Source organism: Sphingomonas telluris (assembly GCF_022568775.1).
GTDB classification, from domain to species: Bacteria; Pseudomonadota; Alphaproteobacteria; order Sphingomonadales; family Sphingomonadaceae; genus Sphingomicrobium; species Sphingomicrobium telluris.
On the sequence record NZ_JAKZHW010000002.1, the window covers coordinates 502,113 to 517,368 of the forward strand.

At 61.5% G+C, this 15,256-nt stretch carries 12 protein-coding genes; 10 read left to right on the forward strand and 2 right to left on the reverse strand.

Annotation, left to right across the window (positions count from 1 at the left end):
• Positions 1-55: 55 nt before the first annotated feature.
• From LZ016_RS13565 to LZ016_RS13590, 6 genes are all read left to right on the forward strand, one after another.
• Positions 56-1,576: a tryptophan halogenase family protein gene (locus LZ016_RS13565; protein WP_241447991.1), complete on the forward strand. Its 1,521-nt coding sequence runs from the start codon at positions 56-58 to the stop codon at positions 1,574-1,576.
• On the forward strand, positions 1,576-3,348 hold the full coding sequence (locus tag LZ016_RS13570; protein WP_241447992.1) for an alpha-amylase family glycosyl hydrolase: 1,773 nt from the start codon (positions 1,576-1,578) through the stop codon (positions 3,346-3,348). Before LZ016_RS13565 ends, LZ016_RS13570 begins: the two co-directional genes overlap by 1 nt.
• Positions 3,338-4,939 carry an alpha-glucosidase gene (locus LZ016_RS13575; protein WP_241447993.1) on the forward strand — a complete coding sequence of 534 codons (1,602 nt, stop codon included), beginning with the start codon at positions 3,338-3,340 and terminating at the stop codon, positions 4,937-4,939. Before LZ016_RS13570 ends, LZ016_RS13575 begins: the two co-directional genes overlap by 11 nt.
• Positions 4,936-7,011: a glycoside hydrolase family 97 protein gene (locus tag LZ016_RS13580; RefSeq protein ID WP_241447994.1), complete on the forward strand. Its 2,076-nt coding sequence runs from the start codon at positions 4,936-4,938 to the stop codon at positions 7,009-7,011. Before LZ016_RS13575 ends, LZ016_RS13580 begins: the two co-directional genes overlap by 4 nt.
• Positions 7,008-7,988, forward strand: coding sequence for an alpha/beta hydrolase (locus tag LZ016_RS13585; RefSeq protein ID WP_241447995.1), 981 nt, complete (start codon positions 7,008-7,010; stop codon positions 7,986-7,988). The genes LZ016_RS13580 and LZ016_RS13585 overlap by 4 nt, the downstream gene beginning before the upstream one ends.
• A 178-nt stretch (positions 7,989-8,166) precedes the next feature.
• Positions 8,167-9,078 (forward strand): phytanoyl-CoA dioxygenase family protein, encoded by a 912-nt coding sequence (locus tag LZ016_RS13590; RefSeq protein ID WP_366512929.1) that lies wholly within the window; start codon positions 8,167-8,169, stop codon positions 9,076-9,078.
• A gap of 3 nt (positions 9,079-9,081) precedes the next feature.
• On the opposite strand, the gene LZ016_RS13595 is transcribed toward LZ016_RS13590, so the two are convergent.
• Together LZ016_RS13595 and LZ016_RS13605 are read right to left on the reverse strand one after the other, a co-directional pair.
• Positions 9,082-9,882 carry a class I mannose-6-phosphate isomerase gene (locus LZ016_RS13595; protein ID WP_436286370.1) on the reverse strand — a complete coding sequence of 267 codons (801 nt, stop codon included), beginning with the start codon at positions 9,880-9,882 and terminating at the stop codon, positions 9,082-9,084.
• 121 nt (positions 9,883-10,003) lie between these two features.
• On the reverse strand, positions 10,004-10,771 hold the full coding sequence (locus tag LZ016_RS13605; protein ID WP_277622777.1) for an outer membrane protein: 768 nt from the start codon (positions 10,769-10,771) through the stop codon (positions 10,004-10,006).
• A gap of 465 nt (positions 10,772-11,236) precedes the next feature.
• Here LZ016_RS13605 and LZ016_RS13610 point away from each other — a divergent pair, with 465 nt between their 5' ends.
• The 4 genes from LZ016_RS13610 to LZ016_RS13625 all read left to right on the forward strand — a co-directional run bounded on the left by LZ016_RS13610 (position 11,237) and on the right by LZ016_RS13625 (position 15,069).
• Positions 11,237-12,364: a mannose-1-phosphate guanylyltransferase gene (locus LZ016_RS13610; RefSeq protein WP_241447996.1), complete on the forward strand. Its 1,128-nt coding sequence runs from the start codon at positions 11,237-11,239 to the stop codon at positions 12,362-12,364.
• Between the two features lie 76 nt (positions 12,365-12,440).
• Positions 12,441-13,595 (forward strand): KpsE/RkpR family capsule polysaccharide export protein, encoded by a 1,155-nt coding sequence (locus tag LZ016_RS13615; RefSeq protein WP_241447997.1) that lies wholly within the window; start codon positions 12,441-12,443, stop codon positions 13,593-13,595.
• Positions 13,595-14,401, forward strand: coding sequence for an ABC transporter permease (locus LZ016_RS13620; protein ID WP_241447998.1), 807 nt, complete (start codon positions 13,595-13,597; stop codon positions 14,399-14,401). The genes LZ016_RS13615 and LZ016_RS13620 overlap by 1 nt, the downstream gene beginning before the upstream one ends.
• Positions 14,398-15,069 (forward strand): ABC transporter ATP-binding protein, encoded by a 672-nt coding sequence (locus LZ016_RS13625; protein WP_241447999.1) that lies wholly within the window; start codon positions 14,398-14,400, stop codon positions 15,067-15,069. The genes LZ016_RS13620 and LZ016_RS13625 overlap by 4 nt, the downstream gene beginning before the upstream one ends.
• The last annotated feature ends 187 nt before the right edge of the window (positions 15,070-15,256 follow it).

Here is a 15,256-nt window from a genome sequence, read left to right on the forward strand (position 1 = left end):
GAGCGTTGCCGGCGGCGCTTCGGTGCCGCCGGCCCGCGAACGATGAAAGAGCGACATGGGTGAAGTGAGTCAGCCCCGGATCGTCGTCGTGGGCGGCGGAACGGCGGGATGGATGACGGCCGCCGCACTCGCGCGCTTCTGCGTGCCGAAGTTCTCGGTGACGCTCGTGGAGTCGGACGAGATCGGCATCGTCGGCGTCGGCGAGGCCACGATTCCCTCCATCCGCGATTTCAACAGCGCGCTGGGGATCAACGAGGCGGAATTCCTCGCCGCGACGGGCGCCACCTACAAGCTTGGCATCGCCTTCGAAGGGTGGGGTCGCCCGAATGAGAGCTATGTCCACGCCTTCGGCCTCGTCGGCAGCGCTCTCGGCGTCGTGCCCTTCCATCAATACTGGTTGCGCGGCCGGCAGCTGGGCATTTCGAAGCCGCTCGGCCATTACGTCCTGCACACGATCGCCATTGCCGGCAATCGCTTCGCGCATGTCGAGCGGCCGGCGGGAAGCCCGCTTCCGCCGATGCCCTACGCGTTTCACTTCGACGCGAGCCTGTACGCCCGCTTCCTGCGCGGTTTTGCCGAGCAGCGCGGCGTCGTCCGGCAGGAAGGTCGCATCGTCAGCATCGAGCGCAACGGGGAGAACGGCGACGTCTCGGCAGTCCTGCTGGCGAACGGCACGCGGGTGGCGGGCGACCTGTTCATCGACTGCTCCGGGTTCCGGGGCCTGCTGATCGAACAGGAGCTGGAAGCCGGTTTCGAAGACTGGTCGCAGTGGCTTCAGTGCGACCGCGCGGTTGCCGTTCCCTGCGCTCGGGTAGAGCCACTGATGCCGCTCACGCGCTCGATCGCGCGGGAGGCGGGCTGGCAGTGGCGAATTCCGCTGCAGCACCGGATCGGCAACGGCCACGTCTTCTCATCGCGCCGCATCAGCGAAGACGAAGCAACGGCGCAGTTGCTCGCCAATCTCGACGGCGAGCCGATGGCAGATCCCCGAACGATCCGCTTCAAGACGGGTCGGCGGCGGAAAACCTGGGTACGGAACGTGGTCGCGATCGGTCTCTCGTCGGGGTTCATCGAGCCGCTGGAATCGACGTCGATCCATCTGATCCAGACCGGCATCAACCGCCTGCTGGAGCTCTTGCCCGCAGCCGAGATCACCGATGCTGCCCGCGAGGACTACAACCAGCGCTCCGCGTTCGAGATGGAGCGCGTCCGCGATTTCATCATCCTCCACTATCACGCCAACCAGCGCGAGGGTGAGCCGTTCTGGGATGAGCTCCGGACCATGGAAGTGCCCGAGGAGCTCAAACACAAGATGGATCTGTTCCAGGCGATCGGCCGCGTCAGCCCTAGCTTCGACGAACTCTTCGACTCCCGGGCGTGGGTGCAGGTGATGATCGGTCAGAACGTCATCCCAGAGAGCTACAATCCCGTTGCAGACCTGCTACCCGAGCCGCGCCTGCGCGAGTTCCTCGAAGGGCTGGAGCGGTCGCACGTACAGGAGGTGTCGCGAATGCCTGATCACGGCGAGTTTGTCGCGAAGTTCGGTCCCATGAACCGCGAGATGGAGACCGCCTGATGGTCATCCTGACGATGCTTGCGGCGATGGTCGTCGCCACACCGCCGGCTGCCGACTACCGCGCTCGCCAGCCGGAAGACGAGGTCATCTACTTCCTGCTTCCGGACCGGTTCGATAACGGCGACCCCGCGAACGATCGCGGCGGTTTGAAGGGTGACCGGCTGACGACCGGCTTCGATCCGACAGCTAAGGGCTTCTTCCACGGCGGCGACCTCAAAGGCGTGATCAAGCGCCTCGATTACATCCAGGGGCTTGGCGCGACCGCCGTCTGGGTCGCGCCGGTATTTCAGAACAAGGCCGTTCAGGGCGCTCCCGGGCATGAGAGCGCGGGCTACCATGGCTACTGGATCACCGATTTTACTGAGGCCGATTCACATCTCGGCACGAACAAGGACTTCAAGGCGCTGGTGGACGCCGTCCATGCGCGCGGAATGAAGTTCTACATGGACATCGTGGTCAACCACACGGCCGACGTGATCCAGCTCGAAGGATGCAAGAGCGGCGTCGAATGTCCGTATCGGAGCATCGCCGATTATCCTTTTCAACGCCGCGGCGGCGTCGACGGCACGCCGATCAATCCGGGCTTCGATGGCGCCAATTTCGAAGCGCTGAAGGATCCGAACTACGCCTATACGGTCAGCATTCCGCCCGCCGAGCGGAACGTGAAGGTTCCGGCCTGGCTCAACGACCCGATCTACTATCACAACCGCGGCAACTCGACGTTTCGGGGCGAGTCCAGCTTGATGGGCGACTTCTTCGGGCTCGACGACGTCTACACGGAGCATCCTCGGGTCATCGAAGGGATGATCGAGATCTACGGGAAGTGGATCGACGACTTCGCTGTCGACGGTTTCCGCATCGACACGGCGCAGCACGTCAATCCCGAGTTCTGGCAAAAGTTCGTCCCCGCCATGCTGGCGCGGGCGAAGGGTCGCGGCATCCCGAACTTCCACATCTTCGGGGAAGTCTCGACGAGCGAGATGGACCCGGCGCACACTGCCGTGAACACGCGCGTCGACAAGCTGCCCAACATCCTCGACTTCGCGTTCGGCCGCGCAGTCATCGACACCGTCGCCGGGCAAGCGGGAACGGACGAGCTCGCCAAGCTCTTCCGCGCCGACCCCTTATACGAAGGCGGGGCCGATGCCGCGCGGCGGAACCCGACCTTCCTCGGCAATCATGACGCGGGCCGCTTCCCCGCATTGCTCAAGATCTTCGGCTTCAAAGGGGACGATGCCGAGCTGTTCAAGCGCGACATCCTGGGTCACGCGATGCTGCTCACACTGCGCGGAGTTCCGACGATCTACTCGGGCGACGAGCAGGGTTTCGTCGGCAAGGGCGGGGACCAGGACGCTCGTCAGGACATGTTCGCGTCCAGGGTGGCGACCTATAACGAGGACAAGCTGCTCGGCACGGCGTCGACGACCGCCCGCGAAAACTTCGCCACGGATCATCCGATGTACCGTGAAATCGCGAAGCTCGCTCAACTTCGCACGAGCCATGCGGCGCTGACGCGCGGCCGGCAGGTCGTGCGCTACTCGCAGGACAAGCCGGGACTGTTCGCGGTGTCGCGTCTGGACCCGTCGACCGGCCGCGAGATGCTGCTGCTGTTCAACACGTCGACAAGTCCCGTCGAGCAGAACGTCGTCGTCGAAGTTCGTTCCGCTCAGTGGGACACCCTCGCCGGGACCTGCTCCGCGACGGCGTCAGCGCCCGGGAGCGTTCGCGTCAATGTGCCGGCTCTCGGCTATGCTGTGTGCAATGCTCGCTGACGAGGCGGCGCCCACTGCCAAAGCGGCCACGGCGCATCCGTGGTGGCGCGGTGCGGCGATCTACCAGATCTATCCTCGCAGCTTCGCCGACTCCAACGGCGACGGCATCGGCGATTTGCCGGGCATCACCTCGCGGCTCGACTATGTCGCACGGTTGGGCGTGGATGCGATCTGGCTTTCGCCCTTCTTCAAGTCGCCGATGCGCGACTTCGGCTACGACATCTCGGATTATTGCGCGGTGGACCCAATCTTCGGGACGCTCCACGATTTCGACCAGCTTGTTCGTACGGCACACGCCGCGGGCCTGAAAGTGATCATCGACCAGGTTTATTCGCATACGTCCGATCAACACGCCTGGTTTCAGCAAAGCCGCCAAAGCCGCGATAACGAGCATGCGGACTGGTACGTCTGGGCAGATGCCAAGCAGGACGGCTCGCCGCCGAACAATTGGCAGTCGGTCTTCGGAGGGCCCGCGTGGACGTGGGACGCGCGGCGCGGGCAATATTACCTGCACAACTTCCTGTCCGAGCAGCCGGACCTCAACGTGCACAATCTCGCGGTCCAGGATGCGTTGGTCGATGTGACGCGCTTCTGGCTGGATCGCGGTGTCGACGGTTTCAGGCTGGATGCGATCAACTTCGCGATGCACGACCCGTCCTTGCAGGATAACCCGCCCGCGCCACCGGGCGGCAAGCGAACAAGGCCGTTCGATTTCCAGCAGCACGTCTACAACCAGTCCCATCCGGAGATCGCGAATTTCCTGAAGCGCGTCCGTGACGTGACGGATGAATATGGAGCGCGCTTTACGGTCGCAGAGGTCGGTGGCGACGATGCGCTTGCGGAGATGCAGACCTTCACCAGGCCTGGCCATCTGAACAGCGCGTACGGGTTCGACTTCCTTTATGCGGACCGGTTGACGCCGCGCCTCGTCGCTAGCGTTGCCCAACACTGGCCCGAAGAAGCGGGGTGGCCGACGTGGGCCTTCGAGAACCACGACGCGCCGCGCGCCATTTCCCGCTGGGTCGACGAGGAGCATCGCACGACCTTCGCCCGCTCGAAGATGCTCCTGCTGTGCAGTCTGAGGGGCTCGATTACCATCTGGCAGGGAGAAGAGCTCGGGCTTCCACAGGTCGATGTGCCGTTCGACAAGCTGCAGGATCCCGAAGCGATCGCGAATTGGCCGCTGACGCTCAGCCGTGACGGCGCGCGGACTCCCATGCCGTGGGAGGCTCAGGCGCCGAACCTCGGCTTCACGAATGGGGTTCCCTGGCTTCCGCTCGGTTCGACGCATGTCGAACTGGCGATCGACCGTCAGGAGACGGCGGAATCCACGCTGAACTTCACGCGCAAGTGCCTCGCCCTGCGGCACGCGCGTGCCGCACTCCATCATGGCTCGATGACCATCCTCGAAGCCGGCGATCAGTTGCTCGTCTTTGAGCGAACATCTGGCGGCGAGACTCTTCGGTGCACATTCAACTTGTCGGATCGGCCGGCGTCCTATCGTCCGAGCGGAACTCCGCTGATCGCCGCAGGGGATATCGACGGCAGCTCGCTTGGGCCTTACGCAGCGGTCGTCGAGGAGATCGCATGACCCTGCTGCGCGTATTTGTTGCATTTGTCCTTTGTTTAATTGCAGTTCCCGCCACGGCCCAAGGCGTCGCGCAGGCCGCGCGAACGTCCGAGACCGTGGCGAGCGCCTCGTCTCCTGCGGGAACGCTGAAGGTCGAGATCACTCTCAGTCCCGAGGGCCGCGTCGGCTACGTCGTCAGTCGCCTGGGGAAGCCGGTCATCGACGAGAGCCGACTCGGCTTCCTCTTCACCGACCAACCCGAGATGCTCCGCAATTTCCAGTTGGCGGGGCAGGGAACGCGCAGCTTCGATGAGACCTGGGAAGAGCCCTGGGGCGAGTACCGGACTATCCGGAATCGCTACACCGAGCTGACGGCGAGCTTCGACGAGAAGATATGGGCGAAGCGGCGGATGAACGTCGTGTTCCGCATTTACGACGATGGCGTGGGCTTCCGTTACGAGCTTCCGAGCCGCCCGAACTTCACGCACGCGAACATCGCCGACGAACTGACCGAGTTCAACGTGGCCGAGCCCGGCACTGCCTGGTGGGACGAAGCGCTCGAGTGGAACCGCGAGGAATATCCGTATCGCCGCACGACGATCGATCAGATCGGCACTGCTCAGACGCCGCTGACTATTCGCACGGACAGCGGACTGCACCTCTCGTTCCACGAAGCCGCCCTGGTCGATTATTCCGGCATGGACCTGCGCCGCGTGCACGACCGCCTGCTCAAGGCGACGCTCATGCCGTCTTCGACCGGGCCGAGGGTCAGCCGCGATCTGCCGCTGGCGACGCCCTGGCGCGTCATCATGATCGCTCCGGACGCGCCGTCGCTCTACCGGTCAGCGCAGATCGTCCTCAACCTCAACGAGCCCAACAAGCTTGGCGATGTCAGCTGGGTGAAGCCGATGAAATATGTCGGCATCTGGTGGGCGATGCACCTCGACAAGGCGACGTGGGATTCCGGACCCAAGCACGGCGCCACTACAGCCAACGCGAAGCGCTACATAGATTTCGCGGCGAAGAACGGGTTCGGCGGGGTCCTCGTCGAGGGCTGGAACAAGGGCTGGGACAAGAACGGCAACTACGAATGGTTCGCCAACGGGTCGGAGTTCAGCTTCACCGAGGCCTATCCCGACTTCGATATCGCCGAGGTCGCGCGTTACGCACGATCCAAGGGCGTAGCGATCATCGGCCATCATGAGACCGCCGGAAACATCGCCAATTACGAGAAGCAGCTGGGGCCGGCGCTCGACCTCTATCAGCGCCTGGGCATCCACGCGGTCAAGACCGGCTATGTCGCCGATGCCAGCGGTATCCAGGCCGAGGGCGCCGATGGAAAGATCCACTTCGAATGGCATCAGGGCCAGGTTGCCGTGAACCATCATATGAAGGTGGTGACGGAGGCAGCGAAGCGGCAGATCGCGGTGAACCCGCATGAGCCGGTAAAGGACACAGGTCTCCGCCGCACCTATCCGAATTGGGTCTCCCGCGAGGGGCAGCGGGGCATGGAGTACAACGCTTGGGGTGAGCCGAAGAATCCGCCTGAGCACGAAGCGAATCTGGTCTTCACCCGCATGCTGTCCGGGCCGATGGATTTCACGCCCGGCATCTTGAGCCTTGAAGGTAAGAACAAAACTCACATCCCGTCGACGCTGGCGAAGCAGTTAGCGCTCTACGTCGTGCTCTATTCGCCGATCCAGATGGCCGCCGACCTCCCCGAGAATTACGCGGCCAATCCGAAGCCATTCCAGTTCATCAAGGATGTGGCGGTGGATTGGGACGATACGCGCATGCTTGCCGGTGAAGTCGGCGATCTCGCGGTCTTCGCGCGCAAGGCAAGAGGCAAGGACGAGTGGTTCCTGGGTGCCGTCGGGGACGAGCAGGAGCGCCGGTTCGACGTCGCGCTGGAGTTTCTCCAGCCTGGCCGCCGCTACCGCGCCGAGATCTACCGCGACGGGGACGATGCCGATTATCGCACCAATCCGCGCTCTATCGTAATCGAGCAGCGAACGGTGACTTCAACCGATCGGTTCGCCGCGAGGATCGCCCCGGGAGGCGGTACGGCGATCCGGTTCGTCCCGGCCAAATGAATCTCGTACGGTTCCTGGTCTCATTCGCGCTGCTCGCCGGGGCTCCAGCTGCCGCGCAGACAAGCGACCAGTCCGCCGAGGCACTACAGCCTGTTCATGTCAGCGCGGGTCGGATCGTCGACCTGGGCATTGTGCAATCGAGATACGCCGACCCTCGGCGCGTCGTCGTTTGGCTGCCAAGCGGCTACAAGCCGGACGGGCCGAGATATTCCGTGCTTTACATGCACGACGGGCAGAATCTCTTCGACAAGGCGACCGCCGGTTATGGCATGGAGTGGGAGATCGATGAGCATCTCGATCCTCTCATCCGGCAGAAGGAGGTCAGGCCGACCATCGTGATCGGCATTTGGAACACGCCCAAGCGGCTGCGGGAATACGTACCTTCGAAAGCGTTCGCCCATCTTCCGCGACAATATATGGACAGGGTCCGCGGGCTCTACAGCGGCGATCCGCTGTCTGATGGATACCTTAAGTTCATCGTCGACGAGCTTCGTCCGATGATCGCCCAACGCTTTCATGTGAAGACCGATCGCGCGAACACGGCAATCATGGGTTCGTCCATGGGCGGACTGATTTCTCTCTATGCGATCGACGAATATCCGGATGTGTTCGGAGCGGCGGGGATGATGTCGACGCACTGGCCGCTGTTCCTGCCGACGAATGGAAGAAAGGCGATCACCGATCAGGAGTATGAGGTCGTCTCCGCCGCTTTCGAGTCCTATCTCCGGCCGTCGCTTCCTGATCCGAAGAGGCATCGCCTGTATTTCGATCACGGCAGCGAAACGCTCGATGCCATTTACGCGCGGTATCAGGCGCGAGTGGATGCAGTCGTCGCCGCGCGCGGGTACCGACTGAACAAGAATTGGCTGACCCGTAACTTTCCGGGCCAGGCTCACAACGAACTCAGTTGGGCCTCGCGCGTCGACATTCCATTGAAATTCCTTCTCCCGCCCGAGAAATTGCCGGTCAGCCGTTGATGACACGAGCCGCCCGCTTCTAAAGGAGCGGGTGCCTAGTGCAGGGAACAGCATCTCGCGAACGATCCGAGCCGCGATCAGTGCGCCTGCCTGGATATTGGCCCTCGTTACTGGGGCCAAAAGCTTCGTCGACAATCCAATTATTGGCTCCCCAAGGCTCAATCGTTTCGGATTGCATGTGTGGCGGATCAAAGCCGCTCACGGCCTTGCCGGATTTCGCAGGAGGCGCCTGAGGCACCTGATCTCCGAAGACCTGCGTGAGCAGTTCGATCACAACGGCTTCGTGCTCCTCCCGGAAGCCATGGCGCCAGAGGACTTCGCTGCTTTGAAAGGGACGTTGCTCGAAGCGGCACTTGAATCCCGCTCCCACCAACAGGGAGACTCGATCACGCGCCGGGTTCCGATTGGGCCTGATGTCAGGCGCCGCTTTCCGCAGCTAAACGCGTTGATCGAGAGTCGCCGCTGGAAAGGCCTCATGGCTTATGTCGCCAGCACACGCAGCGAGCCGATCTATTACATCCAGACCATCTTCGGCGGCGCCGTCGAGGGGCCGCCAGACCCGCAGCTGCAGCTCCATGCCGACACCTTTCACCCTTCACTCAAGGCGTGGCTGTTCCTGACCGATGTCGAAGAGAATGGACGCCCACTGACCTATGTCGCCGGTTCACACCGCCTGACGGAGAAGCGGGTGGAGTGGGAGCGAAAGAAGAGCATGGAGGTGCTGTCGGACGGTGACCGCCTTTCGCAGCGGGGCTCGTTCCGGGTCGCGGAGGAGGAGCTGGCCGCTCTGGACCTGCCAGCCCCAACCCATTTTGTGGTCCCTGCGAATACTCTGGTCGTCGCCGACACCTGCGGCTTTCACGCGCGCGCAAACTCATCGGTACCGACGGTGCGGCTTGAACTCTTTGCCTATTGCCGCCGGACGCCATTCCTCCCCTGGACCGGCTTCGATCTGTTGTCGTGGCGACCGCTCGCGCAGCGGCGAGCCGACTGGGCAAACGCCATCGTCGACTGGTTGGATCGCCGCGGCCTCATGAAGCAGCATTGGCGGCCGATAGGCCCCCGTCGCGCTGCGGAGCCTGACGCCTAACAGTCAGAGAGGACCTTGCGCTCCGACGAGAGCGATTGCGCGCTCCGAAAACCACAGAGGCGCATTCGGCTCCAGCAGCAGGCATTCGCCGCATGACGCTTCCTCGCTGCCGGAAGCCACGGTCCCTTCGAGGGGCATGACCCACCGGCAGCGCCCATCGAGCCCGCGCGGGACCTCGTTGTCGGATGTCGCCCGAACGAGACAGAAATGTGGGCCGTTGGCCAGGACGCTCGCCCCCGGCCCACCGGCATGGCGGTAGTTGTCCATGTCAAATTCCGGCCGCGAGACAGCCACGCCCTCCTCCAGGTGAAGCTCGCGGGGGCGCCCATAATCATAAAGCCGATAGGTCACGTCTGCATTCTGCTGAAACTCGAGGAGCGAAATGCCGGCGCCGATCGCGTGGATGGTGCCGGCGGGAACGTAGATGAAGTCGCCCGCGGCGACAGGCTTCCAGTCTACGAGGTCTTCGATCGAACCATCAGCCGCCGCGGATCGCAGCGCATCTGGCGAGAGCGCTGCTCGTAGCCCGAGGCCGAGCACCGCATCCTCTTGCGCGTCGAGGATGTACCAGCATTCATTCTTGCCTTGGCCAAGCCCGCGCTCTCGCGCTTGTTCGTCGTTGGGGTGGACTTGGACTGAGAGCCTTTCGCTCGTGAAGATGTACTTCGCCAGGAGCGGCAGTGAATTGTCGTTCCGATTCTCGAACCAGATTTCGCCAATACGTCGGCCATTCGTCCCGTCGAACATCCAGGGAAGCTCCGTGCGGCCCCACGGCTTTTCGACAAAACGTGGCTCAAGCTTCACGCGAACTCTCCAGATCTGGCCGATGGTAACGTCGATTTCTTGCCATATGAACCGATTCCGCTCCGGACAAAAAAAGAGGGGCCGGCGGTAACCGGCCCCTCCCTTCGTAAGGACTAAATCCTTAGCCGCGTTCCGGCGCCGGCGGCGGCGGCGGAGGCGGAGGCGGCGGAGCCGGACAGGTCTCGGTCGCCAGGATCGTGGTGCCGTCCGGGCACGTCTGCGTCGCCGGGGGCGGCGGCGGAGGCGGAGGCGGCGGAGGCGGCGGCGGAGGCGGCGGAGCCGCTTCTTCCGCTGCGAACCGGACACCAAGGCCCAGGAGCAGCGCTAGGCTGGAAGAGTTGGTCCGGTAGTTCGAATACCGAACTTCGCCCTTGCCGTAGAACATCGAGCCGAAGTTCTGCTGAGCGCCGGCGCCAACCTGCCAACCGCGTGTGCGGTAGTGATTGTAATAATCGCCGAAGTTCGGATTCCCATTCGGGAAGCCCGGCGTAACAACCGGATCCGCATCGAACCGCTTGCGCTGCTCGTTGATCGTCCAGCCACCCTTTACGTAGAGCAGCGTGTCCGGAGTGACGAGCGCACCGGCGCGAAGGCCGAGGCTCCACTCTTCGAACGACTTGCGGTAGGCAACGCCCGGACCGTCACGAGTGACGTTCTCGTTGCGTGCGTTCCAGAAGCTGCCGTACGGGCCGACGACGAAACCGCCTAGGTCGAAGTCGGCACCAATCTCCGCACCCCATCCGAGGTGATCGTCATGGTTGCCTTCCGAATAGAAGCGGTCGCCGCCGATATTGACGTCACCATGGACGTCCCGGAACGACTGTGCATTGGCCTGCTGAGAGGCCAACAGGGCTGCCGCCGCGAAGGCGCCAACTCGAACTAACTTCATGTGCATCCCCTTTCTCTTGCCGTCTCTATCATTCGCAATCTGAACGAGTCCACTAATTGCGGGTCTGTCACTCTATGCGATTAAATATCAGGCTGGTCGGTAATTGGTTAAGGATTATATACTAGTAAAGCAGCCGCTACTCACTGCAAAGTATGTCAAAAACGCGACCTCCTTACTAGTATCCGGCAGCAGGTCAGACGCAGTACAGTCAAGCGTGGTTCCACAAAAGCTATTAGTTTCGGCGCAGATGTTGCTGCGCTGCAACAACTGATGAAGCTCGTTGGCATCCTATGTCCATTGAGTTATTTGCTCTTTTCCGAAGCGGATTATATGTCCGGATGCGAGCACGCTTGGGCGGTGCCGAGTGGGCCAAGTGTCGGCTACGCAACCTAGCGAGCCGCTCCGGTTTCATTGGGCTCGTCTTACGGCTTCGCGTGTAGTCGAGTGAGAAACCTGGGGTGGGCAATGGAATTCGGCGAGGAGTGCCAACATGTTGCGGTCGACGGGGAACGGCTGACTGCAATCGAGCTCCGGACATCTATTTCCGCCTGCATCATCCCGGTTGTTCTTAGCGGGGGTGGTGGAAGTCGCCTGTGGCCAGTGTCGACGAACGAGAAACCGAAACAGTTCCTTCCGCTGAATGGATCCCATACCCTTTTTCGCGGCACTGTTGAACGGGTAAGCGACAGATCGCGCTTCGCGGCCCCGATCATTGTGGGGAGTGCGCTACACGAAGAGCTCCTGGAACGGGACCTCGCGGGAATTGAAGCGCAATTGATCTTCGAACCATGTGCCAAGAACACCGCGGCCGCGATTGCCATGGCCGCCCTGATGGCGCGCGAGGGGCATGGCGAGGATGCCTTGCTGTTGGTGATGCCGAGCGATCATGTGATCGATGATTCCAAGGCATTTTGCGACGCTGTAGTGAAGGGCGAGGCGGCGGCGCGAGCTGGAAGGCTTGTCGCCTTCGGAGTAAGACCCACAGCTCCGGAGACTGGGTACGGCTATATCCGTCTTGGAAGAGAAATCCCCGGCATCCAAGGCGTCATGGACGTCGCTAACTTCGTCGAGAAGCCAAGCCTCGAGGTTGCCAAAGCGATCGTGGGGGACGGGGAGCATCTCTGGAACGCCGGCATATTCCTGTTTCGTGTAGGCACCGTCCTCGAGGAACTCAGGGAATTCGCCCCTGAAATTGCTCGCGCTGCCGAAGGCGCCATTGCGAGCGGCGCTCGCAAAGGCGATCACTTTTGGCCGGATTCTGCGGCGATGGCGGGGTGCCCGGACAAGAGCTTTGATTATGCGGTAATGGAGCATTCTCGTCGGGTGGCGGTAGTTCCGATGTCACCAGGCTGGAGTGATCTCGGTAGTTGGGATTCCATTGCAGATATGGCGGATGGCCAGATGGACGCCGACTTCGTCACCACCGTCGATTGTGATGATTGTTATGTGCGAACTGACGGCCTCCGCATTTCGGCGCTCGGCGTGCGCGATTTGATCATCGTTGCGTCGGGTCAACGGCTCCTGATTGTGCCTCGCGGACGGTCGCAAGAGGTAAAGAGGCTTCTGTCGGCAATGGGCGCTCCTGCGACCTGACTTGGAGTAAGCGCAATCCGCGGCTATCACGCGGAAGTTTAGTAGCCAATTCAATCTTTTAAGGCGTTTCGATTCGATGCTGAAAGTACGCGAAGCATTCTTTAGGGCTGAGAGCTCACCGTTGCTGGCGAGCGTGCGCGAGCATTCGCCGAATGTCGACAAGCTGTTCCTGCTCGTCGTCGTCCTGCCGACGATCCTCGCGGGAATCTACTTCGGCTTCATCGCCTCCAACATTTACGTGTCGGAATCGCAGTTCGTAGTGAAGAGCCCGGAGAAGCCGGCGGCGGACGGTCTCGGGCTCCTGCTGAAGTCCAGCGGGTTCTCGAATGCCGGCGATGAGGTCTACGCTGCAGAAAATTATGTCGGCTCACGGGACGCGCTTCGCGAGTTGAACAAGAACGGCGCAGTCGCGCGCGCTTTCAGCCGGCAGCATGTCTCCCTCTTCGATCGCTTCAACGCGCTCGGCACAAACGGGACTTTCGAGGATCTTTTCAGGTTCTACCGAAGCAAGGTCAGCATTCACTACGATTCGACGACGTCCATCGCCAAGCTTTCCGTGAAGGCTTTCACGCCTGAAGACGCCTTTCGGTTCAATCGTGAGCTCCTCCAGCTCTCCGAAAATCTCATCAACGATCTGAACGAGCGCGGCCGTACGGACCTGGTCGAGTTCGCGATGCGCGAAGTCACGCAGGCCGAGATCGCCGACCGTCGCGCAGCACTCGCGCTTGCGAGCTTTCGCAATGCTTCTGGCATCGTGGATCCCGAACAGCAGGTAGCAGTCCAGTTGCAAACGGTTTCGAAGCTCCAAGACGAGTTGATCGGCGCTCGGATGCAGTTGCTGCAGCTCCGATCTATTGCGCCTGATAATCCCCAAATTCCCGTCCTCGAGACGCGGATTGCTGGCTTGAGCCGGGAAGTCGATGTTCAGATGGGCCGGGCCGCCGGCAGCCGTCAGTCGCTTTCCGCAAGCGCGGTGCAGTACCAGCGTTTGCAACTCGAGAAAGAATTCGCCGACAAACGTCTCGCCACGGCAATGACCTCGCTCGAGACAGCCCAGGTGGAGGCGCGGCGCAAGCAAGCTTACGTGGAACGCATCAGCCAACCGAGCCTTCCGGACGAAGCGACGGAGCCGGCGAGGCTGCGAGGTGTGTTGTCGACCTTGATTGTCGGGCTGCTGGCATGGGGGATTTTGAAGCTGCTCCTTGCCGGAGTGAGAGAGCATCACGGCTGATGGCCACCAAAACCAGTACGAGCCTTGAGGAACTCCGTGACAGCTGGCGGATCCAGCGCCGTGTGATCTGGGCTCTAGTGATGCGCGAGATCCTGACGCGTTACGGCCGCCACAATATCGGTTTTCTGTGGCTGTTCGTGGAGCCGATGATCTTCACGCTGCTAGTCACGGCCCTATGGTCGTCGACGAAGTCGCTGCATGGGTCCACGATCCCCATCGTTGCGTTTGCCGTCACCGGCTATTCGAGCGTGTTGTTGTGGCGGAACATGCCGGCCCGGACAATCGAGGCCCTCACCCCGAACTCGGGGCTTCTTCACCATCGCAACGTCAGGCCGATCGACATCTACCTGTCTCGGATTTTCCTGGAGATCGCGGGCGCGACGACTGCCTTCGTCGTGCTGGTCATATTCTTCTATGCCATTGGTTGGCTCGAACTCCCGGAGGATTTGGTGCAGGTCGCCGAGGGTTGGGCTTTGAGTGCCTGGTTTGGGTCGTCCCTGGCGCTGTTTCTAGGAGCGCTCTCTGAACGAACCGAGATCGTGCAGAAGTTCTGGAAACCGACTTCGTACATCGTGTTTCCGCTCTCCGGTGCCGCCTTTCTGGTCGACTGGCTCCCGAAGCAAGGGCAGGAATTCGTGCTCTTGCTCCCAATGGTTCATGGGGTGGAATATCTGCGCGAAGGTTTCTTCGGCTCGCAGATCAATGCCCATCACGACATTCCCTACATGGCGATCATCAACGCCGTGCTAACTCTGTTCGGCCTATCGCAAGTCAGAGCCATCGGAAGCAATGTGGTGCCAGAATGATCCGCCTGTCCAATATCAATAAATTCTACAAGACACGCTGCGGACCAGTTCAGGTTCTGAACGACGTTAGCTTGACCGTCCGGCCGGGCGAGCACGTCGGGATCGTAGGCCGAAACGGTGCCGGAAAATCCACGCTCATCCGGATAATGAGCGGCGCTGAGCTTCCCTCGAACGGCAGGGTAGAGCGTGGAATGAGCGTCTCCTGGCCCCTAGCGTTCGGCGGCGCTTTCCAAGGATCCCTGACTGGCCTCGACAATCTTCGATTCATCTGCCGCGTCTACGGGGTCGACCCCGAGGACAAGGTCGATTTCGTTCAGGATTTCTCGGAACTCGGGATTTACCTCAATGAGCCGGTGAAGAGCTACTCGACGGGCATGCGCGCCCGGCTTGCCTTTGCGATCTCGATGGTGATTGAGTTCGATTGCTTTCTGATCGACGAAATCGTCGCCGTGGGTGACGCTCGCTTTCATGAACGGTGCCTCATCGAACTGTTTGAGAAGCGAAAGGACCGCGCGAAGATTATCGTTTCGCACAACCCGAAGTACATTAAGAAGCACTGCACTCGTGCAGCCGTCCTGATGAACGGCAAGCTTCACCACCACGACGATATCGACCAAGCTTTGGCGCTCTATTCGGAGGCGCCTGCACCGGCGATGCAGGCAGCGTGAACACGGTACGGAATTCCTACCGCGCGCCTCTTCAGCGTCTCTGGCTAAAGCAACACCGCACGGCGTTCAGTGATTCCGGCAAGATCCGTCGGCCTCGGCTTCTTGTCGATGTTTCCGTGATCATGCGGAACGATGCCGCGACTGGTATTCAACGGGTTGTTCGTTCTGTTTGGTCGCATTTGAAGGC